The sequence below is a fragment of the Bartonella sp. AC62GZZY genome, assembly GCF_042196525.1.
Taxonomy (GTDB): domain Bacteria; phylum Pseudomonadota; class Alphaproteobacteria; order Rhizobiales; family Rhizobiaceae; genus Bartonella.
In genome coordinates this window covers 1-24,065 of the sequence record NZ_JBHIQN010000003.1, presented here as the reverse complement: position 1 = coordinate 24,065, position 24,065 = coordinate 1, and the positions used below count along the sequence as shown (strand labels likewise).

Sequence of the window (24,065 nt, the reverse complement as noted above, 5' to 3'; positions counted from 1 at the left end):
CATCATATCCATTTCATAATAGTGCTCATAATAAATAGGATAGATTCTCGTAAAAGTATATAAAATCTACATTTGTACACTTATGAAGAAGTCAGTCTGCACCATTTATTTGCCATCTCTCAAGATGTTATGCCAGCTCTTAGCACTTGAGAGAAGTACAAGTGTCTCTTTCTTTAATTATTTTATTTATACAGTTTTTTCTCTTGTGGCGTGCAAGTGAATAAATTTGATTAATTCAATCTACACAGGACTAAAGTGAGATAACTTTACGCTATTCAGATCTTCTATTTTCAACTTATGATACAATAAATTATTTTTTCAAGAGGTTGATGATTATAGACTCAACGTGGAATAGAGAGTTTTAAAATTGGTGGGGAGAATTCAGTGAAGCAATTCCAGAATCATTTTAAAAGCATTTTCAACTGTTGCATGGCGGATAGCATTGCGATTAAGATGACCAAAGTGCATTTCTTTGTGTAGGAAGGAGTGATTTTTGTAAGCAACTGCGCAATGCACAAGTCCTATAGGTTTATTGAGACTTGCGCCTCCTGGTCCTGCAACGCCTGTTACAGAAACTGCAATATCAGCTTGTGAATGTTTTAATCCGCCTTCAGCCATTGCAAGAGCAACTTCTTTTGAAACGGCACCATAGGTTTTTATAAGTTTAGCACATACGCCAACAAGGCGTGTTTTGGATTCATTTGAATAAACAACAAATCCACAATCCAGAACATCTGACGATCCCGCAATATTTGTGAGGTTTGCAGCAATGAGCCCTCCTGTACAAGACTCTACAGTTGTTAACAGCAAACCTTTTTGGCAACAGGTATTAAGGACTTTACGCGCTTGTTTTTCACAAAAATATGTCATTGGGGAATTTCTCCTGGATAAAGAACGCACGCTGTTGCAAGAGCAGCAATCCCTTCACCACGACCAATAAATCCGAGCTTTTCATTTGTTGTTGCTTTGATAGAGATTCGATCAGGCGTAATTGCAAGTATTGTCATAAGATTTTCTGTCATGGCATGACGATAAGGACCAATTTTAGGATTTTCAGCGATAATTGTGATATCAACATTGGCAATGCGACCACCTGCTTGTTTTAGAATCTCAAGAGCATGACGGAGAAAAATTTCTGATGATACATTTTTCCATTGAAGATCAGAGGGAGGAAAATAAGTACCGATATCTCCTGCACCTTGAGTTGCAAGAAGGGCATCTGTTAATGCATGAAGAGCGACATCCGCATCGGAGTGTCCATTTAATTTTTTATAAAAAGGGATTTTGATACCACATAATATAAGAAAATCTCCTTCTTCAAAAGAATGAACATCATAACCATTACCAGTACGGATATCAGGAAACATTTGCATTTTTTTCTGGAGATATAAATGGGCGGTATCAAAATCTTCATGCCATGTAATTTTTATGTTGTTAGGATCACCTGGAACAGTAAGCATAGGAAGTCCAAACCATTCGGCAATTGCGCAATCATCAGTGAAGTCTTCTTTACAAGCTTTTTTTGCTTGTTGATGGGCAGCTAAGATATTTTTGAAGGGAAAACATTGTGGGGTTTGTGCACTATAAAGATGGGTGCGTGGAATTGTTTCTAAAACATGCTGATTATTTACACGTTTAAGGGTATCCGAGATGGGCAGAACAGGAAGAACACCTTCTTGAGGAGTAACGGTGGTATGAATGTGATCAAGGAGCTCATTTTTGATAAAGGGGCGAGCACCATCATGAATATGAACATATTGTGGATTAAATTTTCTAAGAGCTTGAAGACCATGTAAGGTAGAGATTTGACGTGTATTTCCTCCTTCAACGATAATAAGGCTTTCTTTAAAGTCGGCGACAGCTTGTTCACAGATTTGACGATCTTCTGGATGGATAACGAGAATAATCGTTGTGATGGCTGGATGCTGCAAAAAACAATGCACGGTATGACAAATAATCGGCTTTTGTCCTAGAAGCCGATATTGTTTTGGAATTTTATGGGGAGATCCTGCTCTTTCACCGCGTCCAGCGGCTAATATTATTGCTGCAATAGAAATACTTAATCTCCTTATATTATTATAACCTCAGTTTACTCTTTTATCATTAATTTTAAAATGATTTTGAAAGGGTGATCGTTGTAGATCAGCCAAGGATATCACTGATAATACCTCAAAAAAAGCATTTAATGCTTTTTGAAGTGCGGTATTTAAACCACAAAAATCAAACAAGGGGCAAGTTGGTTCTGCAGTATCGAAACATTCTGCGAGGGAAAAGTTGTCTTCTGTTACTTTCACAACATCCGCGACTGAAATCTCTGCTGCGGGTTTAGCCAATCTAACTCCACCATTGCGTCCACGCACTGTTTGGATAAAACCTGCTTGAACAAGCAGCTGAAGGATTTTAAATAAAAAAAGCTCTGAAACGGCATATGCTTTAGCAATTTCTGGAACACGACTGAGAGTTCCCTGATTATCTGCACAATACATGAGCATTCGAAGAGCATAATTTGTTTGTTTTGTTAATCGCATCTCATTTCCTTCGTAAAGTATTGTCGAACACAGTCTATTTTAAAGATATTTTGCAAAATGTAGAAGTTTTTTCTCGTTGACTATATTTGCCCTATTGTAAATGTAGTATTAGTATTGTCAATTTTTGCTACAAAAGGTTATATGATAATAATGAGATAAGGGTATGTAAGCTCATGACGAATATAACATCTGTGACGAATCTTCAAGACATAGATAAAAATACTTATAACGATGAGTTGTATCGTTTAAGTAAGGTATATATTTTTTTAGGGATTACAATTATTGTATTGGCTTTACTTACGGCCTCTGTTTCGTTCATTATTCTTATTGGCTTAACTCCTGTTGTTCCCAGTAGAACAGTAACCCTTATTCTTATAGGAATTAATAGTTTTTGGGTTTTAGGGCTTATTGTCATCGTTTTTTATGAGATGATTCCGATCATTCGTGCTTGGCGTTCAAGGCGTGCAGGCTCACGTCTTCATGTACGCCTTATTTCATTGTTTGCACTTGTTGCAACAATGCCAGCTGTTGCTGTAGCTCTTGTGTCAGGGCCAGCACTGAATTTGGGACTTGATCGATGGTTTGATACAACAACGCGGCAAATTGTGGGCTCTTCTATTGATTTAGCAAATGCTTATGCAGATGAAATGCTTCAAAATTTAAAAAATTTATCCTACGCGATGGCATTTGCACTTGATAACAAAAAACTCTTAGAACGTAATCCAGCTGAATATAGGATGCAATTGACGCGTCATGCTCTAGGACGCAATTTGCGTGGTGCATTTTTGTTAAGTTCTAGCGGAGCTATTTTTGTATCGAGCGCTCTTGGTGATGAAGATAAACTGCCAATTCCTCCTTCCAATCTTATTGAACGTGCAACCAGTGCGAGACCTTTTTCTTTTCAACCAGGCGTTCATGATTATTTTGGTATTATTTTAAAGTTTACCAATATTCCAAACACATTTTTATATTTGGTGCGTGACGTTGATAAAGGTGTTTTATCTGCTTTGCGTTTGACAGAAGTTAATACAGATCGTTATCGTGATTTAAATGAAAATCGCCTGCTGACACAGATTGCATTTGGTATGCTTTATTTGTGTCTTTTTTTTAGTTTATTCTTATCAGCCATTTGGGCTGCTATTGCTGTTGCTGATCGCTTAGTACGTCCTATTCGTCTTCTCATTAGTGCTGCCGATGATGTTGCTTCTGGAAATATGGAAATTTTCGTGCCAGTACGAGCAAAAGATGGCGATATTGGGCAATTATCCAAAACTTTTAATTACATGGTCAGTGAATTGAAAAGTCGGCGTAATGAATTGATTGCAGTGCGTGATCAAATTGATGAAAGACGGCGTTTTTCTGAAGCTGTATTATCGGGTGTAACAGCGGGAGTAGCAGGGATAGATGATAATGGTGATATCACCATTATCAATCGATCTATTGAAGCGATGTTTGATATTCGCTCTGAGCACGTTGTTGGAAAAAGTCTTTTATCTTTAAGTGCTGAAATTTGGCAGGTTTTTCAGTTTGTGCGTTCATTGGATCGGAAAAACCATCGTGAGCAGGTCACTTTAAACGTTGCAGGAAAAGAGCGTGTCTGTAATGTTCAAGTTACGATGGAGGAGGATGATGGACAGGGGCAATCTTGGGTTCTAACAATTGATGATATTACAGACCTTGTTGCAGCGCAACGTACAGCGGCGTGGGCGGATATTGCGCGACGTATTGCACACGAAATTAAAAATCCTCTTACACCTATTCAGTTATCCGCTGAACGCATTCGTAAACGTTATAACAAAGCTATTACACAAGATAGAGAGGTCTTTGAGCGGTGTATTGACACAATTATTCGGCAGGTTGGAGATATTGGGCGTATGGTTGATGAGTTTTCCTCTTTTGCACGTATGCCCAAACCCAAAATGCATATTTTAGATATACGAGAATTGTTGCGCGAAGCATGTTTCTTGATAGAAGTGACGCGACATGATATTCATTTTGAGCAAGATTTAGGAACTCTACCACTTATGGGTGCATTTGATAACCGTCTCATTGTACAGGCTTTTTGCAATGTGATCAAAAACGCGAGCGAATCCATAGATTCAGTTATGCGAGAGGAAAATATTCACGGTCATATTCTTGTCCGTTCTTATCATCAAGAAGAATGGGTGGTTGTGGATGTTGTTGATAACGGAAAAGGACTTCCTAAAGAGCAAAGACAAAAGTTATTAGAACCTTATATAACAACACGGGAGAAAGGAACAGGACTCGGGCTGGCCATTGTGCGCAAAGTTATTGAAGATCACGGTGGTTCCATGGAGCTTCATGATGCACCGGAGAGTTTTTATGAAGGTCGTGGTGCGATGATCCGTTTGATGTTTCCGACGGTTGGGGGTAAGCAGGGTAGTATTATACAAGCTATAAATCATAAGATAGGGGAATAGTATGGTATCAGATATCTTGATTGTTGATGATGAAGCGGATATTCGTGAACTTGTTGCTGGTATTTTGGATGATGAAGGCTATGAAACGCGTGTTGCTTGTAACTCTGATGAAGCATTAGCTCAAATTAGTGAACGTATTCCAAAGCTCATTTTTTTAGATATTTGGTTACAGGGGAGTCGCCTCGATGGTTTAGCACTGCTTGATGAAATTAAAACACACTATCCAGCTCTTCCGGTCGTTATGATCTCTGGTCATGGTAATATTGAGACGGCTGTTTCCGCTATAAAGCGAGGAGCCTATGATTTCATTGAAAAACCTTTTAAAGCTGATAGACTTGTATTGGTTGCAGAGAGAACACTTGAAAATTCAAATTTAAAACGTGAGCTTTTAGAATTGCGAAAACGTTCGAACGAGACATTAGAGTTGCTCGGAAAATCGACAGTTATAAAAAATTTGCGTCAAATCATAGAAAAAGTAGCACCAACCAATAGTCGCATCATGATAACAGGTCCTTCAGGGGCAGGAAAAGAGACTGTTGCACGAACTATTCATGCGCTCTCCACGCGTTCGAATGGGCCATTTGTTACAATAAATGCTGCAACGATTACTCCGGAAAGAATGGAAATAGAGCTGTTTGGCAGCGAAATGGAGGGAAGAGAGCGTAAAATCGGTGCCTTAGAGGAAGCCCATGGCGGAATACTTTATCTTGATGAAATTGCTGATATGCCACGTGAGACTCAAGGTAAGATTCTTAGGGTGTTAACGGGGCAAACATTTGAGAGAGTTGGCGGTACAAAACGTGTTAAAGTAGATGTTCGTATCATTTCTTCGACAGCGCAAAATCTTGAAAACCTTATTTCTGACGGGCGCTTTAGAGAAGATCTTTTCCACCGTCTTTCCGTTGTTCCCATTACTGTTCCGCCCCTTTCTGCTCGTCGTGAAGATATTCCAGAACTTGTCCATCATTTTGTAAAAACAATATCACAACAGGTTGGGATTAAGCCACGTGAAATCAGTGATGATGTGATTGCTATTTTGCAAACGCATGCTTGGCCGGGTAATGTAAGACAATTACGTAATAATATTGAGCGTCTTCTTATTCTTGTGCGGGATGGGGATGGTCCTATAACAGCGGATTTTCTTCCCAGTGAAGTGAATGATTCTTTGCCACGTCTTCAAATGGATTCGGATGAGAGTATAATGGATTTACCGTTGCGTGAAGCACGAGAATTGTTTGAAAAGAGATATTTAGTGGCGCAGATTGGACGTTTGGGTGGAAATATATCGCGTACTGCTGAATTTATAGGCATGGAGCGTTCAGCTTTGCACCGTAAACTTAAAGCGCTTGGAGTTTCTTAAAGCGATGCGTATTATTATTTGTGGAGCAGGACAGGTTGGTTATGGGATAGCAGAGCGTCTTGCTGCTGAAAATCACGATGTTACTGTTATTGATATTGAAACAAGATTAATTGAAAAGATTCGCGATACATTGGATGTGAGAGGTTTTGTTGGTCACGGTTCACGGCCTGAAGTTCTTTTGGCTGCAGATGCAGACAAAGCTGATATGTTGATTGCTGTCACTTTGTTTGATGAAGTTAATATGGTAGCTTGCCAAGTAGCACATTCATTATTTAATGTGCCCACAAAAATTGCTCGTATTCGCTCACAATCTTATTTAGAACCACGTTATAAGACGCTTTTTTCTAGAGAAAATATTCCTATTGATGTGGTTATTTCGCCAGAAGTTGAAGTTGGGGAAATGGTTTTGCGTCGTATTGCTTTACCTGGTGCAATAGATGTTCTTTATTTTTGTAATGATGATATTGTTGCGTTAGCCTTGGAATGCATGGAAGATTGCCCCGTTATTAATACACCTTTGCGTCAATTAACAGAGCTTTTTCCAGATCTTCAAACAACGGTTACCGCTATTAAACGTGGCTCGGAATTATTGATTGCACATTCAGAAACGCAATTACGTGTCGGTGATATAACCTATCTTGTTGTTGCTCGTGAACAGATGCGTCGTGCTGTTGGGCTTTTTGGTCATAAAGAACAAGATGCCCACCGCATGATTATTGCAGGGGGTGGTCACATTGGCCTTTATGTTGCACAGGCTATTGAAAAGCGTTTCCATAAATTAAAATTGAAGATTATAGAAGCGCATAGAGAAAGAGCCCTCACAATTGCTGATCAGCTTGAAAAAACAACAGTTTTATACGGTAATGTGTTAGATCCAGTGATTCTTCAAGATGCGGGAATTGATCAGTCCGATTTAATGATTACATTAACCAATCAAGATCAGGTTAATCTCTTAAGCGCTATTATTGCTAAAAGATTGGGCTGCAAAGCCAATATGGTATTGATTAATAATGTTGCCTATCAAGAATTTAGTCGTGCTGTTGGTGTGGATGCATATCTTAATCCCCATAGCGTTACAATATCGAGAATTTTGCAACAAATGCGCCGTGGGCGTATTCGTTCTGTTCATTCAGTTTTTAATGGCCGAGCAGAAATTATTGAAGCTGAAGTGATGCAAACATCTTCATTGGTTGGTAAGTCATTATCAGAGCTCAATTTATCAGATGGTTTGAGAATTGGTGCAATTTATCGCAATAAGACAATAATACAGCTTTCGGCAGATACGCGTATTTTATCTGGTGATAGAATAGTGATTTTTGCTCTTGCTGAGTTCGTTCGTGATGTTGAACAACTCTTTCGCGTAAGTTTAGAATATTTTTGATATATTATCTATGGATATTTGTACTTTTTGGTATAGTGGACAATTAAGATTGGTGGATAGGCTTTGTTTGTCCTCAATGGTTAAAACTGGACAGCGCGTTAAGCTTTTTAGTTATGATAAAAAATAGATAATCTTCCTGCTGGTGTTGAGCTGCATGAAGCCGAATCAATTTTACCACGCTCAGCAATTTATCGCCTTGACCCCGATTTTTCTGATGATAAACTATGGTGTACAATTGTTCAGTTCTCGGATTTTTTTCGTGTTATGCTGATGAAATATCAACAAGGTGTTTGGTTAGATACAGATGTTTACCTTGTTAAACAATTTCAGCCAGATACGGAGAAGGTTTGGTTGGCAAGAGAAAATAATATAAGAGTGGGCGTTTCTGCACTTTATTTTCCGCCCGATAACCCTATTATAAAAGTATTTGAAGATTATTGGGCAGGCGCAGAAATTATTCCTCATTGGCTTGGGTTTAAGCGTCGTGTTTGGAGACCGTTCTGGTTAAAGAGGAAAAAATGCCGATTTTACCGGGAAATTTTGGCGTTACGATATTTGGTAATGATGGTATTTCACGATTAGCAAAAAGATATGGTTTTTTTCATGAAGCAAAGGAAAAGGAAACTTTTTATTATTGGACTGGGCGAAAGTCTGAATATATCTTTGAACCAGCTTTTGGCGTAAAACCGCTCACCGATTCACGCTTGATAGGATTTCATATTCACAGAAAGATAAAGACGACGCAAAAACCTCAGGAAGGAAGTTTTTACCATTGGGCGGTATCTCGCATTCCTGATATTCATGATTTTTTTAGGTAGAGTTATTATTGCTATTTTAATAATTGGGATTTTAATCTATCCTAAACGGCTTTTGATTGTAGCTTGCACAAGAGAGTAATGTTAACAAATGGATAAAAACATTGAATGTGTAAAGAGCGATTGTTATATGAACGGAAAGTAAAAATATGAGTGATCTAATGAAAACGACATTAAGCCTTGTTCCTATGGTTATTGAACAAACCAATCGTGGTGAACGGGCCTATGATATTTTTTCCCGTCTTTTAAAGGAGCGGATTATTTTTATTAATGGTCCTGTTGAAGATGGTATGGCAATGCTTGTTTGTGCACAATTGCTTTTCTTGGAAGCGGAAAATCCTAAAAAAGAAATTAGTCTTTATATTAATTCTCCAGGTGGTGTTGTGACATCTGGTATGGCTATTTATGATACTATGCAGTTTATTCGTCCTCCTGTTTCTACGCTGTGCATGGGGCAGGCGGCATCTATGGGGTCTTTATTGTTAACAGCTGGAGCAAAGGGGCATCGTTTTACATTGCCAAATGCGCGTATTATGGTGCATCAGCCATCTGGTGGTTTTCAAGGCCAGGCTTCAGATATTGAGCGACATGCACAAGATATTATAAAGATGAAACGGCGCTTAAATGAAATTTATGTTCAACATACAGGTCAAGATTATGAGGTCATTGAAAAAACTCTCGATCGCGATCATTTTATGACAGCAGAAGAAGCTAAAGCGTTTGGCTTAGTTGATGATGTTATACAATATCGTGCAGAAACTGAAAAAGAAGAAAAAGATTAAGAATTTTTATAGAAAAAATAGCTACTTTAAAATAAAGAGTTTTATAAAAATATCGCAAAGTTTAGAGAAACACCTAAAAATATTGAGACATGCATGGTTTTCTATATGTCTTTTAGTTTTCATGATGAAAAGCTTCCTTTGAAAAGGCGAAGTGTTCATATATCGTGGTGAAAGGAAAGAAAAATGAGCAAAATTAGCAATAGCGGGAACGAATCAAAAAATACTCTCTATTGCTCGTTCTGCGGCAAGAGTCAGCATGAGGTGCGTAAGCTCATTGCGGGGCCTACTGTATTTATCTGTGATGAATGTGTAGAGCTTTGCATGGATATTATTCGGGAAGAAAATAAGTCTTCTGGGGTTAAGGTGCGTGATGGTGTTCCTACGCCACAGGAAATTATAACAGTTCTTGATGATTATGTTATTGGTCAGCAGCATGCAAAGCGTGTTCTTTCTGTTGCTGTTCATAATCATTATAAACGGTTGGCGCATCAGTCTAAAAGCAATGATATTGAGTTAACTAAATCAAATATTCTTCTTGTTGGTCCAACGGGTTGTGGTAAAACTTATCTTGCACAAACATTAGCACGTATTATTGATGTGCCTTTTACGATGGCGGATGCGACCACTTTGACTGAAGCGGGTTATGTGGGAGAAGATGTTGAAAATATTATTTTGAAGCTTCTTCAAGCAGCAGATTATAATGTTGAACGTGCGCAGCGTGGTATTGTTTATATTGATGAGGTTGATAAGATTTCTCGTAAAGCAGATAATCCTTCTATTACAAGAGATGTTTCGGGAGAAGGAGTTCAGCAAGCGTTATTAAAGATTATGGAAGGAACGATTGCTTCTGTTCCTCCACAAGGTGGACGTAAACATCCGCAACAAGAGTTTCTTCAGGTTGATACCACAAACATCTTATTCATTTGTGGGGGAGCTTTTGCAGGTTTAGAACGGATTATTTCAGGGCGTGGTGAAAAAACTTCTATTGGTTTTTCTGCGACTGTTAAGGCTCCGGATGAGCGTTGTGTCGGTGAAATTTTTCGTGATTTAGAGCCTGAAGATCTTATAAAATTTGGTTTAATACCAGAGTTTATTGGGCGGCTTCCTATAGTCGCCACCTTAGAGGATTTAGATGTTAACGCCCTCATGCAAATTTTATCCCAACCTAAAAATGCGTTAGTAAAGCAATATCAGCGTCTTTTTGAAATGGAGAATGTTGAGTTAGCATTTCATGAAGATGCTTTACGTGTTATTGCAAAGAAAGCAATTGAACGTAAAACTGGTGCTCGTGGTTTACGTTCTATTATGGAGAAGATCCTTCTTGAGACGATGTTTGAGCTACCGGCTCTTGAAGGCGTTCAAAAAGTGGTTATTTCGAGTGATGTCGTTGATGGGAAAGCGCGTCCTCTTTATATTTACTCAGAACGTGCAGAAGATAAAGAAAATGTATCAGCATGACATTGTGCGATGCGCAATATAAAAGGTGGTAATGAACGGTATTTGATAGGTATTTCTAATAATATCATTATAATGCTTGATTTATGTATGAGTAATTACCACTTCATGTACAGTGAAGAGCTGAGATTTTCTACAGGTGGGCTAATTGTTGTAGATAGCTCATAGGCTCCAGAAAGGAGAGTTATGCAATATATTGATGAAAAGACAGATGAAGTAAGAGATGGGGTTTATGCTGTTTTACCTCTTCGTGATATTGTTGTCTTCCCCCATATGATTGTTCCACTTTTTGTGGGTCGCGAAAAATCAATTCGTGCTCTTGAAGAAACGATGGCGGTTGATAAGCAAATACTCTTGGTGACACAAAAAAATGCTTCTGATGACGATCCAAAATCAGAGGATATTTATCATATTGGTACATTTGCTAATATTCTTCAACTTTTAAAGCTTCCTGATGGTACTGTAAAGGTTTTGGTTGAAGGAACTGCACGTGCAAAAATTAGTCAATTTGCTTTAAGTGAAGGTTATCATCAGGCTTTTGCGACTGTTACAGAAGAACCTAGAGAGAGTGATGTTGAGATTGAAGCTCTTTCAAGGTCAGTGATTGCTTATTTTGAAAACTATGTAAAGCTTAATAAAAAAATCTCTCCTGAAGTTGTGAATGCGATTGGCCAGCTTGATAATCCTTCTAAGCTTGCCGATACGATTGCTTCTCATTTGATGATTAAACTTGCAGAAAAACAGGAGATATTAGAGCTCTTACCTGTGCGGGCCCGTCTTGAACGTGTTTTGTCCTTCATGGAAGGAGAAATTTCTGTTTTGCAGGTTGAAAAACGTATTCGTTCGCATGTTAAACGGCAAATGGAAAAAAACCAACGAGAATATTATCTCAATGAGCAGATGAAGGCTATTCAAAAAGAGTTAGGAGCAGGTGATGATAGCCGAGATGAACTCTCTGAATTAGAAGAACGTATCAAGAATACAAAACTATCCAAGGAAGCACAGGAAAAAGCTGGAGCAGAATTGAGAAAATTACGGAATATGTCTCCTATGTCTGCAGAAGCGACAGTTGTACGTAATTATCTTGATTGGTTATTAGCAATGCCTTGGGGTAAAAAATCTAAGATTAAAAACAATTTAGATTTTGCTGAAAAGGTCATGAATAATGAACATTTCGGTCTTGAAAAAGTTAAAGAGCGAATTATTGAGTATTTGGCTGTACAAAGTCGCGCATCAAAGATAAAAGGTCCCATTATTTGTTTGTTAGGTCCTCCTGGTGTGGGGAAAACATCATTAGCGCGCTCTATTGCAAAGGCAACGGGACGTGAGTATGTTCGTATCTCATTGGGAGGTGTCCGAGATGAAGCAGAAATTCGTGGACATCGCCGAACATATATTGGATCGATGCCTGGAAAAATTATCCAGTCTATGAAAAAAGCAAAAAAATCTAATCCACTTTTCTTGCTTGATGAAATTGATAAGATGGGCCAAGATTTTCGTGGCGATCCTTCATCCGCTTTATTAGAGGTTCTTGATCCTGAACAAAATGGTACATTCATTGATCATTATTTGGAAGTTGAATATGATCTTTCTGATGTCATGTTTATCACGACGGCAAATACGCTTAATATTCCAGGTCCATTAATGGATCGAATGGAAATTATTCGTATTGCGGGTTATACTGAATGTGAGAAAATGGAAATTGTTAAACAGCATCTTTTACCAAAGGCACTAAAAGATCACTGTTTGTCTAAAAAAGAACTCAGCATTTCTGATGGAGCGCTCAGGTCGATTATTCAGTTTTACACACGTGAAGCAGGAGTTCGTAACCTTGAGCGTGAACTCATGAAAGTTGCCCGTAAATCTGTTACAAAAATTCTCAAAACAAATCAAAAATCTGTAAAAGTTACAGAAAATAATATCAATGATTTTTTGGGTGTTAAACGTTACCACTATAATCAGATTGAAGGAGAAAATCAAATTGGTGTTGTGACAGGCCTTGCGTGGACAGAAGTTGGTGGAGAGTTATTGACCATTGAAGGGGTCATGATGCCTGGAAAAGGCAAGATGACTGTAACTGGAAATTTACGTGACATTATGAAAGAGTCCATTTCAGCAGCAGCATCTTATGTACGTTCTCGTGCTGTTGATTTTGGTATTGAACCTCCACTTTTTGAAAAACGCGATATCCATGTTCATGTTCCAGAGGGGGCGACACCCAAAGATGGCCCATCTGCTGGGATTGCAATGGTGACAGCAATTGTTTCTGTACTTACAGGGATAGCGGTGCATAAAGATATTGCAATGACTGGTGAAATTACTTTACGTGGACGTGTTTTACCAATTGGTGGATTAAAAGAAAAACTCTTAGCAGCTCTTCGAGGAGGGATAAAAAAAGTCCTTATTCCTGAAGAAAACGCAAAAGATTTGGTTGACATTCCTGATGATGTCAAAAATAACATGGAAATTATTCCGGTAAGTCATGTGAGTGAAGTTTTGAAACACGCTTTGGTTCATTTTCCTGATACTATTGAATGGAAGGAGCCTTCTGCAGTGGCTGTCCCCATCAGATCAGAGGGCAGCGATAGTGAAGGAATACAGATTGCACACTGATTCACTTATCTCATTTATAATGGCATTTTTTAGGTGGTAGAAGGTGTTTTTGAGGTTATTATTCTGTTTTTTGTTGGAAAAAGTGAAAAATTCCGTGAATAACTATGATTATTGCTAAAAAAACAATGTTTTGGATAAAAATAAGACTTCTGTTTGCTGTACTTTTCAATAAACTGAGCAATAACATGATTAAGTCATGTTGTCAGGTAATATAGGGAAAGGAAATATTTTATGAATAAAAGTGAATTGGTTAGCTCCGTTGCTGAAAAGGCAGGTGTTTCGAAAGCGCAAGCTGGTGCTGTTGTGGATGCTTTTATGGCTTCTGTAACAGAAGCTTTAGCTTCAGGGGGAGATGTTCGTCTTCCAGGTTTTGGCACTTTTGAAGTTTCTCATCGTGCGGCAACAAAGGGGCGTAATCCTTCAACGGGTGCTGAAATCGATATTCCAGCACGTTCTGTACCCAAGTTTTCTGCAGGAAAAAGCCTTAAAGAAGCAGTTAATAAAAAATAATTTAGGCTACATTAAAAAAACCCGATTTATTTATAAGCGGGTTTTTTTAACACATGTGTTATGCTCGCTTTTCATATAAAAATTCTGAATCTTTGCGGCATTTTTCTTATTTATATATTTTGGTATTTTTAAATGATTTTAAATATTGCGTAAAATACCGTAGATTTGGAGTGGATTGTTTTTAGCCATTTTTAATGGAATAGAGTACTGTATCGTTTATAAAATGTGATGGGAGCTTTTATTATACCTTAAAGTGCTTGGTCTTTATTTAAAAATAAAGACCTGTAAATAGAGTAAGACACAAAGCTCTATGAAGTGTATAAAAACTATTATATAGCACCATTTTTACGCTTAATAAAAGAGTAAGGTTGGTGTCGTCATGCTATTTTCAGTTCCTATACTATTGTGACGAGCTTTCAGTATTTGAGATGGATTCACAAGGAGTAGTTTTATTCATTTTTTCATAGTTCTTTATTTACACACTAACTTCGCTTGTGAAGCACCAAGCGGATGATTTTCATTGTTTTACTATAAGATGAGTTTGAAATAAAAGAATTTTACGATATTCAGGTTTTTCATGCAATATAGAAAGATACAAATTATTATTATAAATCAATTCATTGTAAATTGATAAAGTAGCATCATCATTCTTTTTCGTTTTTAATATTGTGATTTTTCTTGGTGCTTGAAATGAAAGAGAGATTGGGCTCTGTCTTAAAATATTTTTTCTTCCTGTCTTTATTTTACTTGTGATATGCAGGCGAGCGTTTTTTCTTCATCATACAGGAGTTAAAATGAGAGAATATCACAAATTTTGAGGGAGGAAGTTACAAAACAGAAAACTTCTGTTATCAAATAATATACATTACATAATATAAAAACTATTAGTAAAGATAATAGAGTATTAATTGTGTATTTTCCATCTATTTATTTTTTTGATTATTCATAATATATTTATATGATTATTTTGTTTTTAGTCATTAAATCATATTAAATTGTTGATAGCAGTAAAGTTTTTTTATAGCAAAAAGTTATTTTACAGCACCTGCAAAATTGAATAAATGATGAAACGTAGGGTAGTATTTATTGATTGGGGGAGACAGTCTTTAAAAGGCTTTAGAATGATTTTTTCACGAGAGTCATAAAGATCTATTCAGTAGGTGAGAGGCGAATCGTATGTTTTTTATAAACAGAAGCTCTTTGATTCTTTATCTGCTAACCATTGAGTACAATCATTGAGAGCTCTCGCTGTTATGGCTTGTTTTTTTACTAATTTTTTTTCTTTACTTGGCAAGCGTTTTCCTGAATGTTTAATAGAAGCAATAGGGGGAAAGAGTCCGAAATTGATATTCATTGGCTGAAAAGATTGTGTTTCTACTTTTTCATCTATGATGTGTCCCCCTGTAATATGATTCAATAGGGCTCCGAATGCTGTAGTTTGTGGGGGTAGGCAAGGACAGTTATGATGATATTCGGCAGCAGCAAAACGTCCAGCAAGAAGCCCTATTGCCGCTGATTCTACATAACCTTCACATCCGGTAATTTGCCCTGCAAAGCGTAGTCGTTTTTTTTGTTTTAAACGAAGGGTTTGATCAAGAATGATTGGCGAGTTGAGGTAGGTATTGCGGTGAAGACCACCAAGACGCGCAAACTCTGCTTTTTCAAGACCGGGAATCGTTCTAAAAATGCGAATTTGTTCACCATATTTCAGTTTTGTTTGAAAGCCGACCATATTATAAAGCGTTCCAAGTTTATTATCTTGGCGTAATTGAACAACAGCATAAGGTTTAACTGTAGGGTTATGGGCATTGGTTAAGCCCATAGGTTTCATAGGTCCATGTCTTAAAGTTTCAAGTCCGCGTTCAGCCATAATTTCAATGGGTAGGCATCCATCAAAATAGGGTGTTTTTTCAAAGTCACGAAACTCTGTTTTGTCGGCATTTTTTAACGCTTGAACGAATGTTTCATACTGTTCTTTATTTAAGGGACAATTAAGGTAATCTTTTCCTGTTCCTTCAGGACCAATTTTATCATAGCGAGATTGATACCAACAAATATTCATATCAATACTATCGGTATGGATAATAGGTGCAATAGCATCAAAAAAAGAGAGCGATTCTGTTCCGGTGATTGCTTGTAATTCTTGAGCAAGTGCAGATGAGGTAAGGGGACCTGTTGCGATGATAACATGTTTCCAAGCTTTAGGAATTTTTTGAACTTCTTCACGTTTGATTGTTATAAGAGGGTGGTTTTCTAGTGCTGTTGTGACGGTTTTTGAAAATCCATCACGGTCAACGGCAAGAGCACTCCCTGCAGGGACTTTATTGGTATCAGCAGCTTTCATAATTAATGATTTCGCTAATCGCATTTCAGCATGGAGAAGTCCTACGGCATTTGTTGATGAATCATCGCAACGAAATGAATTTGAACAAACTAGTTCTGCTAAATGATCGGTTTTATGGGCATCTGATTTTTTTAGGGGTCGCATTTCATGCAAAATAACAGAAATTCCTGACTGAGCGATTTGCCAGCTTGCTTCACACCCTGCAAGGCCGCCACCTATGATATGGATTGGAGTATCAAATGTTTTTAACATAATCGACTTTTAGCGTAAGCAACCGTGTATGAAAAGCGTAGATTTTGTTTTTTTTAATATATTTGTTTGCTTTTTTTCTGTAATTAATGGTATAGAGACGCCGCTTGTATAAGGTTATTAGCTTGTCAGTTTGGCGGATGTGGCGAAATTGGTAGACGCACCAGATTTAGGTTCTGGCGGGAGACCGTGGGGGTTCGAGTCCCTCCATCCGCACCAAAGCAATCCCTTAAGTGCTACGGATTTCTACGTGTCTGGAATTCCGCTTCATGGTAATGTAACACTCGAAGTGTTAGAATGTAATGATTATTAGAGTGGGCATATCCCTCTCCTTAGAAAAATGAAGGTGTTTAATGCAGGTTACCGAGACGCTTAATGAAGGACTGAAGCGCGAAATTAAGATCGTGGTTCCAGCGAAAGATTTAGAAGAAAAGTTGAATGAACGGTTGGATGATACCAAGGGAAAAATCAAGCTTAATGGTTTTCGTCCGGGTAAAGTGCCTAGTGGGCATTTGCGAAAAATGTATGGTAAATCCTTTATGGCGGAGATTCTCAATGAGATACTCAGTGAGGCGCCTCGTTCTATTTTAGCGGACCGTAATGAACGTGCAGCGATGCAGCCAAAAATTGACATAGATGAAGATGAAAAAATTCTAGATGGCAAGGCTGATTTTACTTTTAGTTTAAAGTATGAAGTTTTACCAAAAATTGACATTAAAGATTTTAAACATATTGAAGTTATCCGTGAAATTGCAACTATCCCTGAACAGGAGATTGATGATCAAGTCAAACGCGTCCTTTCTTCTACACGTAATTATTCCCTAAAAGAGGGGGCTTCTGAAGAAGGTGATCGTATTACCATAGATTATCAAGGTAAGCTTGAAGGCGTTCCATTTGAAGGTGGGACAGATAGTGATTCACAACTGATTCTTGGGTCAAAACAATTTATTCCTGGCTTTGAAGAGCAATTGGTCGGTGTGAAGGCTGGGGATGCAAAAACGATTTCTGTTAAATTTCCTGATAATTACAGTGCGGCACATTTGGCGGGAAGAGAAGCAGAGTTTGATATTACTGTTAAAGCTGTTTTTAAACCAGATGAATTAAAAGTTGATGATGAAGCAGCGCAAAAAGTTGGTTTAGAATCTCTAGATCGTTTACGTGAGGTCATTCGTGAACAGATTGAAAGCCAATATGGTTCAATGACACGTCAAAAAATTAAGCGTCAAATTCTTGATGCTTTAGATGCTGATTATAATTTTGAGATTCCTGAAGAGCTTTTAGAAATTGAGTTTAGCAATATATGGGCTCAGGTTAATGATGATTTGAAAAAGGCTGGGCGCAGTTTTGAAGATGAAGGTATTACAGAAGAAAAGGCAAGGGAGGAATATCGTGTCCTTGCACAGCGTCGTGTTCGACTTGGTTTAGTGCTTTCTGAAATTGGAGTAAAGGTTGGTGTTAAAGTTAGTGAGGATGAGCTAAAGGCAGCTGTTTTTGATCAGGTTCGCCAGTATCCTGGACAAGAGAAAGAAATTATGGATTTTTTCCGTAAGACGCCAGAAGCTGTTGAAAATCTGCGTGCTCCGATTTTTGAAGAAAAGGTCATTGATCATTTATTGGCACAGATAAAAGTCATAGATAAAGAAGTGACGGTTGAAGAGTTGATGAAAGAATATGACGAATCAGATGTTATTGAAAAAAAGCCAGCAAAGAAAAAATCTGCAGTGAAGGAAAAGTCCGCAGAGAAAACATCAGCTAAGAAAAAGGCTCCTAAAAAAGCTTAATATTTATGCAAACAACACAAGCCCGATAAAATCGGGCTTGTGTTGTAAGATTTATATCCTAGGATTGCACTGAGAATGGTTTTAGATAAGCCATGAGTGAATTTTAAATATTGGTAATGGATTGGCAATGAGCATCATTGATACGCGTATTCCTGATTCTAAGCGTTTTATTTCTGGAGTTACAGGTGATTGGGAAGTCATAATTGGCATGGAGGTTCATGCGCAAATCATATCAAATTCGAAACTTTTTTCAGGAGCATCCACCAAATTTGGAGCAGAGCCAAACAATCATGTATCCCTTATTGATGCAGCTATGCCAGGTATGTTGCCTGTTCTTAATCAAGAGTGTGTTCGTCAAGCGATTCGAACGGGGTTAGGATTAAAGGCACGTATTAATTTAAAATCTGTTTTTGATCGCAAAAATTATTTTTATCCAGATTTACCGCAGGGATATCAGATTTCTCAGTTTCACTATCCCATTGTAGGAGAGGGGAAGATTATCATATCTGTTGGTCCAGATTCGAATGGCCAATTTGAGGATATAGAAGTGGGAATTGAGAGGTTGCATCTTGAACAGGATGCTGGAAAATCGATGCACGACCAACATCCAACGATGTCTTTTGTGGATCTTAATCGTTCTGGTGTTGCTCTTATGGAAATTGTTTCCAAGCCTGATATGCGCTCATCAGATGAAGCCAAAGCCTATATGACAAAATTGCGTACAATTGTTCGTTATTTGGGCACCTGCGATGGTAATATGGATGAAGGTTCTATGCGTGCGGATGTCAATGTATCCGTTCGTCGTCCTGGTGAAAAGTTTGGAACGCGTTGTGAAATCAAAAATGTTAATTCTATTCGCTTTATTGGCCAAGCAATTGAGTATGAAGCGCGTCGTCAGATCGCAATTTTAGAAGATGGAGGCGTCATAGATCAAGAGACTCGGCTTTTTGATGCCGCTAAAGGTGAAACGCGCTCTATGCGCTCAAAGGAAGAAGCGCATGACTATCGTTATTTTCCTGATCCTGATCTTTTACCATTAGAATTTGATCAAGCATTTGTAGATGCTTTGGCAGCAGACTTACCAGAGTTACCTGACGCTATAAAAGCACGTTTTGTTAAGGAAATGGGATTGACAGTGTATGATGCTTCCATTCTTGTGACAGAAAAGGCTATTGCTGATTATTTTGAAGAAGTAGCGCGTGGGCGTGATGGAAAAATAGTTGCCAATTGGGTGATTAACGACCTTTTAGGGGCTTTAAATAAAAATAATCGTGAGATTGAAGAGTCACCAGTATCGCCAAATCAATTAGGAAGCATTATTGATCTTATAAAAGAAGGAGTTATTTCTGGAAAAATTGCCAAAGATCTTTTTGAGATTATTTGGAATGAGGGGGGAGATGCACGCCAAATTGTAGAAGAGCGAAATATGAAGCAGGTAACGGATACAATGGCTATTGAAAGAGCTGTTGATGAGATCGTTGCCAATAATTCTGATAAAGTTGCGCAAGCAAAGCACAAACCTGCTTTAGCTAGTTGGTTTGTTGGACAGGTAATGAAAGCAACAGGTGGTAAGGCAAATCCCCAAGCTGTTAATGAATTGGTTAAGATGAAACTTGGCATAGATTAAATTTTATGGGGTGGAGAAGAAGCCATACATATGATATCTTCTTGAAATTAAAGGATAGCACGTTAACCTATCAATTGGAATTGTAGTTGAATTTACTAGTAACTTTTTCGATAATTTCAATCGTTAATAATTTTATTCAAACGATTAATTTCATGAGCGCACTAAATGAATGGAATAGCAGATGGCTCGTTTTTTAAAGCAAATCTTCACATGGTGGAATGGCAATACCATTGGTACGCGTTTTTTCACATGGCGCAAAGGTAAGCGGATAGGGGAAGATCAGTTTGGAAATATATATTATGAAGGAGGACTTCATAAGGATGGTTATCCGCATCGTTGGGTTATCTATAAAGACTATTCTGAGGCCTCTACTATTCCACCAGGTTGGCACGGCTGGATTCATCATCGCTGTGAGTGTCCACCAACACAAGAGGATTATCATCCTTATGAATGGGAAAAGCCTCATGTTGCAAATATGACAGGAACAAGTGAGGGCTATCGACCAAAGGGGGCTATCACTTTCAATGGAGAGCATTCTTGTGTGCATGAAGATTATGATGCTTGGTCACCTAAAAAATAACATGTTTTTTAATGTACGTGTGTATTTTTGTCTTATTTGACTCTATGTTATGAAAAGAATTATTTTTTAAGGTGCGATTGATTTTGATATGATGAGATTTTTTTTATTGTTAGGGGTGAAGCATTTTATATATATTTTTTTTATGGGAATTTTAGTGTTTTTATCCTTAAATAATGGAGTGCGGGCTGAGCGTATTAGCAATGGAATTGCTGTTTTTGCAGGTCTTGACAAAATCACGGGACGGACCACACGTTTTGAAGTTACTCTTGGTAAAATTTATCAGTACGGCGCATTACAGGTAACACCACGTGCATGTTATACGAGTTCTAAAGATGAACCCACGCGTACAACTGGTTTTGTTGAAGTCAATGAAGTAACATTAGATAAAAAAATACGGCGTATTTTTACAGGATGGATGTTTGCAGATAGTCCTGGTTTGAACGCTGTTGAGCATCCTATTTATGATGTGTGGTTAAAGGATTGCAAGCAGAGTTCTCAAGATCGTTCTCTTCAATAATTAGTGTGTTATCTATTTATAATACATTGATTTATAATAGTCCTTTATCATTTTACAACTTAATAGCAAATTCCTATGATTACCTCATTTAATTTTTTATATTAAATAATCCAAACTATTCTCTTGCGCGTTACAAGTGGCGGATGTGTCAATAAGACTGTCTGAGAAAGGAATAAAAAATTCCGTCATGAACTGTTTAAATTCAAAGATGCATCATTAGAATCAACATGTTTTTTCAGTGTTTCATAAGAGATAGTTCTTGAATTATATCTGTTAAAGGTTGAAATGAAAGGCTTGTTTATATTTGTTAAAGAGATGAACTGACGCTTTTGCATGTATGAGGGAAACAGACTATCAAGTAAGTAATTCATCATGAAACACCAATTATTATATCTAGAGAACGCTGTATTGGTATTTTTTCTCATAGAGATGTCGTTTTTCGTTCAAAGCGTAGAAGCAATGCAGGCCATATTAATGGAAAAATTGAGATTTAAGATTCTTTAAAGTTTATCAATCGAGGTATAGCTTGTTTAAGAAATGCAATAATCAATATATTTCTAGTAAGAAAAGAATGTTTATATATTTTTATTATACACCACCTCATAAGTGAGTTTGTCTATTCGTAAGTTCTTGTATATTGCATGGTAATTTCACATTTAAGTAAGCAGGATACCACTAAGTTTGTAAATCATATTCTTGATATCCATACTTTTTAAAATCTTTTGTATAAAATACACGTGTTTTCATGTAGAGCTATTGAAAATTTAAAAAGGGGCTTCGGAGGCGTTGAGAAGATTCTGCATCACTGGGAATGGTATATTTATTTTGTATAAAGAATAACCCATTTTCTAAAAAATACGAGATTTTATACAATGAAAGTTTCTAGTCACCAACATAATGATGTTTCCCGATTGCCGAAACAACCTAAAGAACCCTTATTGAATGTTCCATTTATTATAGTTGTTTTGATAGCATTTTGTTTTTGTCTTTATTGCATTTCTCAGTATTTTTTTTCTCATCATGTTTATGTTGAAAGCCTTGAGTTTTTTTCATTTATACCAGCATTGTTTAAGAGGCATCCTGTAGCATTTTGTTATACCATGGTAAGTTATTCATTTATGCATAGTAGTTTTAAACATGTTGCTCTTAATATGGTTTGGCTTTTGGTTTTCGGCTCTCCTTTAGCAAGGCATTTTGGTGTTTTACGTTTTTTAATTTTTTGGGTGTTAACGGCAGTTATTTCTGTTTTGACTTATTTTACATTTCATCAAGAAAGTACCATATCACTTATTGGGGCGTCAGGTGCCGTATCTGGAATGATGGGTGCTATTGCACGTTACGGTTTTCCTAGTGGTAATCTAGCTGTCAATGCGCAGAACGAAAAACTTTTGGGACCTTTATTGTCTGTCAAAAAAGCTCTGTGTTCTAAGGGAGTTCTTGTTTATATGAGTGTATGGCTGACGACTGATTTTATCATAGGTATTTCTTCTATTTTGTTTGAAGAAAATGGCATCTCAATAGCATGGGAAGCTCATATTGGCGGATTTCTTGCGGGTTTTTTGTTGGTTGGTTTTTTTGATGTTTCACAAAAAATTAAAAACTAGAATCTAAGATATTGATGTGCCACATAAAGAGCTATTGTTGCTGCATTTGAAACATTTAATGATTTAATATGTCCAGGCATATCAAGGCGTGTTAAAGCGCAAACGGTTTCGCGTGTTTTTTTACGCAAGCCTTTACCTTCTGCTCCTAAAACAAGAGCAATTTTATTTCCTTTTAATGCTGTTTCTAGAGGTTGTTCACCTTCTGAATCGAGACCAAAGCTTGTGAAACCTGTTTGATGGAGTTCTTGAAGAGCTTCAGCAAGGTTTCGTACGGTAATATAATGAATCATTTCCAGAGCTCCAGATGCTGCTTTCGCAAGAACACCGCTTTCGTGGGGAGAGTGACGGCAAGTTGTAATAAGTGCTTTAGCTTTCAATGCGACTGCAGAGCGCATAATAGCGCCAACATTATGTGGATCGGTAATTTGATCCATGACAATGACCAGATCAGTATTGGTTAGTTCCGACAGTTTGCATGGTTTGAGGGGGAGAGTTTCCAACACAACACCTTGATGAACTGCTTCACTTCCAACAAGCGAATCAAGATATTTGGGTGTGCATAATGTAACAGAGCAAGGATAATCTGATTCGGATATATTTAATCGTTTTAAGGCATTTTGTGTAACGTAAAGACATTTTAAAATTCTTTTTGGGTTTTCTAAAGCAGCCTGAACAGAATGAATGCCATAAAGATGGATGATCTCTTGCTGTAAAGAAGCAGCTTTCTTCTTTGGGTGTGTAAAAGATCGAGAAGGAGAGCCTTTTGTATCGCGATATCGGCGACGCAAACGAGCATAATGAGAATTTTGTGATGTTTTTTCTTTCATAGCTTCTTTATAACGTGTTAATAAGAAAAATAGAGAGAAAAAATCTATGATTTAAAATTATGAGCAGGAAATTTGTACAGAATTGTATTTATTCTGTTGACAGATACAATAGTAATCGTCATAACCACTTCGCAATCAGATTGAATTGAATGGGTATTCAAGATGGTTGTCGTGATGTCTCATTGCGCGACTTTATCGGTGTAATGGAGGGGTGCCCGAGTGGTTAAAGGGGGCGGACTGTAAATCCGTTGCGTATGCTACGTTGGTTCGAATCCAACCCCCTCCACCATTCATCGAAGGAGAGTTAGTACGTGGGTCATGCGGGTATAGCTCAATGGTAGAGCAGCAGCCTTCCAAGCTGAATATGCGGGTTCGATTCCCGCTACCCGCTCCAAATGGTTGTTGATGATTGGGCAAATAGGTATGATGGAGGATATTCCATTTATAGATTTGGTGGGGTTTTCCGTCTAAGAGTTGTGGTGATTGGGCTGTTTACAGTCTGGTCAGACTTAAGTTTTGCAGAACTGTCCCTAGGTGCTAATAAAAATAGGGAATAAAACAAGAGATTAATAGCAATGGCGAAGAGCAAGTTTGAACGAACAAAACCGCATGTTAATATTGGTACGATTGGTCACGTTGATCATGGGAAGA

At 37.6% G+C, this 24,065-nt stretch carries 17 protein-coding genes, 3 tRNA genes and 2 pseudogenes; 17 read left to right on the top strand and 5 right to left on the bottom strand.

Annotation, left to right across the window (positions count from 1 at the left end):
* Positions 1–381: 381 nt before the first annotated feature.
* Genes ACFIML_RS02955 through rirA form a run of 3 tightly spaced genes read right to left on the bottom strand, consistent with a single transcriptional unit; the run spans position 382 to position 2,528 of the window.
* The gene (locus tag ACFIML_RS02955; protein ID WP_375609609.1) at positions 382–870 is read right to left on the bottom strand and encodes a CinA family protein; all 489 of its coding nucleotides are present in this window, start codon (positions 868–870) and stop codon (positions 382–384) included.
* Positions 867–2,057, bottom strand: a complete 1,191-nt coding sequence (locus ACFIML_RS02950; protein ID WP_375609617.1) for a bifunctional 2-C-methyl-D-erythritol 4-phosphate cytidylyltransferase/2-C-methyl-D-erythritol 2,4-cyclodiphosphate synthase — start codon at positions 2,055–2,057, stop codon at positions 867–869. Before ACFIML_RS02950 ends, ACFIML_RS02955 begins: the two co-directional genes overlap by 4 nt.
* Positions 2,058–2,084: 27 nt before the next feature.
* Complete coding sequence (gene rirA, locus ACFIML_RS02945; protein ID WP_375687332.1) at positions 2,085–2,528, bottom strand: iron-responsive transcriptional regulator RirA; 444 nt, start codon at positions 2,526–2,528, stop codon at positions 2,085–2,087.
* 173 nt (positions 2,529–2,701) lie between these two features.
* On the opposite strand from rirA, the gene ACFIML_RS02940 reads away from it, so the two are divergent.
* The 8 genes and pseudogenes from ACFIML_RS02940 (at position 2,702) to ACFIML_RS02905 (ending at position 13,885) form a co-directional block, all read left to right on the top strand.
* Entirely contained in the window at positions 2,702–4,969 is a 2,268-nt protein-coding gene (locus ACFIML_RS02940) for an ATP-binding protein (RefSeq protein WP_375614946.1), read from the top strand.
* A gap of 1 nt (position 4,970) precedes the next feature.
* Positions 4,971–6,329 carry a sigma-54-dependent transcriptional regulator gene (locus ACFIML_RS02935; RefSeq protein WP_375606243.1) on the top strand — a complete coding sequence of 453 codons (1,359 nt, stop codon included), beginning with the start codon at positions 4,971–4,973 and terminating at the stop codon, positions 6,327–6,329.
* A 4-nt stretch (positions 6,330–6,333) separates the two neighbouring features.
* Complete coding sequence (gene trkA / locus ACFIML_RS02930) at positions 6,334–7,710, top strand: Trk system potassium transporter TrkA (RefSeq protein ID WP_375606242.1); 1,377 nt, start codon at positions 6,334–6,336, stop codon at positions 7,708–7,710.
* Positions 7,711–7,720: 10 nt separating this feature from the next.
* Positions 7,721–8,528 (top strand): annotated as a pseudogene (locus ACFIML_RS02925) (hypothetical protein).
* 146 nt (positions 8,529–8,674) lie between these two features.
* Positions 8,675–9,307 carry an ATP-dependent Clp endopeptidase proteolytic subunit ClpP gene (clpP, locus tag ACFIML_RS02920; protein WP_375606241.1) on the top strand — a complete coding sequence of 211 codons (633 nt, stop codon included), beginning with the start codon at positions 8,675–8,677 and terminating at the stop codon, positions 9,305–9,307.
* 183 nt (positions 9,308–9,490) lie between these two features.
* The gene (clpX, locus tag ACFIML_RS02915) at positions 9,491–10,765 is read left to right on the top strand and encodes an ATP-dependent Clp protease ATP-binding subunit ClpX (protein WP_375606240.1); all 1,275 of its coding nucleotides are present in this window, start codon (positions 9,491–9,493) and stop codon (positions 10,763–10,765) included.
* Positions 10,766–10,948: 183 nt separating this feature from the next.
* The gene (gene lon, locus ACFIML_RS02910; protein ID WP_375606239.1) at positions 10,949–13,375 is read left to right on the top strand and encodes an endopeptidase La; all 2,427 of its coding nucleotides are present in this window, start codon (positions 10,949–10,951) and stop codon (positions 13,373–13,375) included.
* A 231-nt stretch (positions 13,376–13,606) separates the two neighbouring features.
* Positions 13,607–13,885 carry an HU family DNA-binding protein gene (locus ACFIML_RS02905; RefSeq protein ID WP_273791158.1) on the top strand — a complete coding sequence of 93 codons (279 nt, stop codon included), beginning with the start codon at positions 13,607–13,609 and terminating at the stop codon, positions 13,883–13,885.
* A gap of 1,183 nt (positions 13,886–15,068) precedes the next feature.
* Here the strand turns inward: ACFIML_RS02905 and trmFO are convergent.
* Positions 15,069–16,481, bottom strand: coding sequence for a methylenetetrahydrofolate--tRNA-(uracil(54)-C(5))-methyltransferase (FADH(2)-oxidizing) TrmFO (gene trmFO / locus ACFIML_RS02900; RefSeq protein ID WP_375687330.1), 1,413 nt, complete (start codon positions 16,479–16,481; stop codon positions 15,069–15,071).
* A gap of 133 nt (positions 16,482–16,614) precedes the next feature.
* Here trmFO and ACFIML_RS02895 point away from each other — a divergent pair.
* The 6 genes from ACFIML_RS02895 (at position 16,615) to ACFIML_RS02870 (ending at position 22,587) form a co-directional block, all read left to right on the top strand.
* Positions 16,615–16,697: transfer RNA gene (locus ACFIML_RS02895), tRNA-Leu, on the top strand.
* Positions 16,698–16,831: 134 nt separating this feature from the next.
* A complete protein-coding gene (gene tig / locus ACFIML_RS02890; RefSeq protein ID WP_375687328.1) occupies positions 16,832–18,259 on the top strand; it encodes a trigger factor in 1,428 nt (475 codons plus the stop codon).
* Between the two features lie 127 nt (positions 18,260–18,386).
* Positions 18,387–19,886 (top strand): Asp-tRNA(Asn)/Glu-tRNA(Gln) amidotransferase subunit GatB, encoded by a 1,500-nt coding sequence (gene gatB, locus ACFIML_RS02885; RefSeq protein ID WP_375614943.1) that lies wholly within the window; start codon positions 18,387–18,389, stop codon positions 19,884–19,886.
* Positions 19,887–20,067: 181 nt separating this feature from the next.
* Positions 20,068–20,466: an NADH:ubiquinone oxidoreductase subunit NDUFA12 gene (locus ACFIML_RS02880; protein ID WP_375606235.1), complete on the top strand. Its 399-nt coding sequence runs from the start codon at positions 20,068–20,070 to the stop codon at positions 20,464–20,466.
* Between the two features lie 91 nt (positions 20,467–20,557).
* Positions 20,558–20,983: a DUF2155 domain-containing protein gene (locus tag ACFIML_RS02875; protein WP_375607827.1), complete on the top strand. Its 426-nt coding sequence runs from the start codon at positions 20,558–20,560 to the stop codon at positions 20,981–20,983.
* Between the two features lie 872 nt (positions 20,984–21,855).
* Complete coding sequence (locus ACFIML_RS02870; RefSeq protein ID WP_375606234.1) at positions 21,856–22,587, top strand: rhomboid family intramembrane serine protease; 732 nt, start codon at positions 21,856–21,858, stop codon at positions 22,585–22,587.
* Here the strand turns inward: ACFIML_RS02870 and ACFIML_RS02865 are convergent.
* The gene (locus tag ACFIML_RS02865; protein WP_375614941.1) at positions 22,584–23,414 is read right to left on the bottom strand and encodes a TrmH family RNA methyltransferase; all 831 of its coding nucleotides are present in this window, start codon (positions 23,412–23,414) and stop codon (positions 22,584–22,586) included. The two genes, ACFIML_RS02870 and ACFIML_RS02865, sit on opposite strands and share 4 nt — an antisense overlap.
* 205 nt (positions 23,415–23,619) lie before the next feature.
* Here ACFIML_RS02865 and ACFIML_RS02860 point away from each other — a divergent pair.
* The 3 genes and pseudogenes from ACFIML_RS02860 to ACFIML_RS02850 all read left to right on the top strand — a co-directional run.
* A tRNA-Tyr gene (locus ACFIML_RS02860) sits at positions 23,620–23,703 on the top strand.
* Between the two features lie 31 nt (positions 23,704–23,734).
* Positions 23,735–23,808: transfer RNA gene (locus ACFIML_RS02855), tRNA-Gly, on the top strand.
* A 181-nt stretch (positions 23,809–23,989) separates the two neighbouring features.
* Positions 23,990–24,065 (top strand): annotated as a pseudogene (locus ACFIML_RS02850) (elongation factor Tu); the annotation flags it as partial.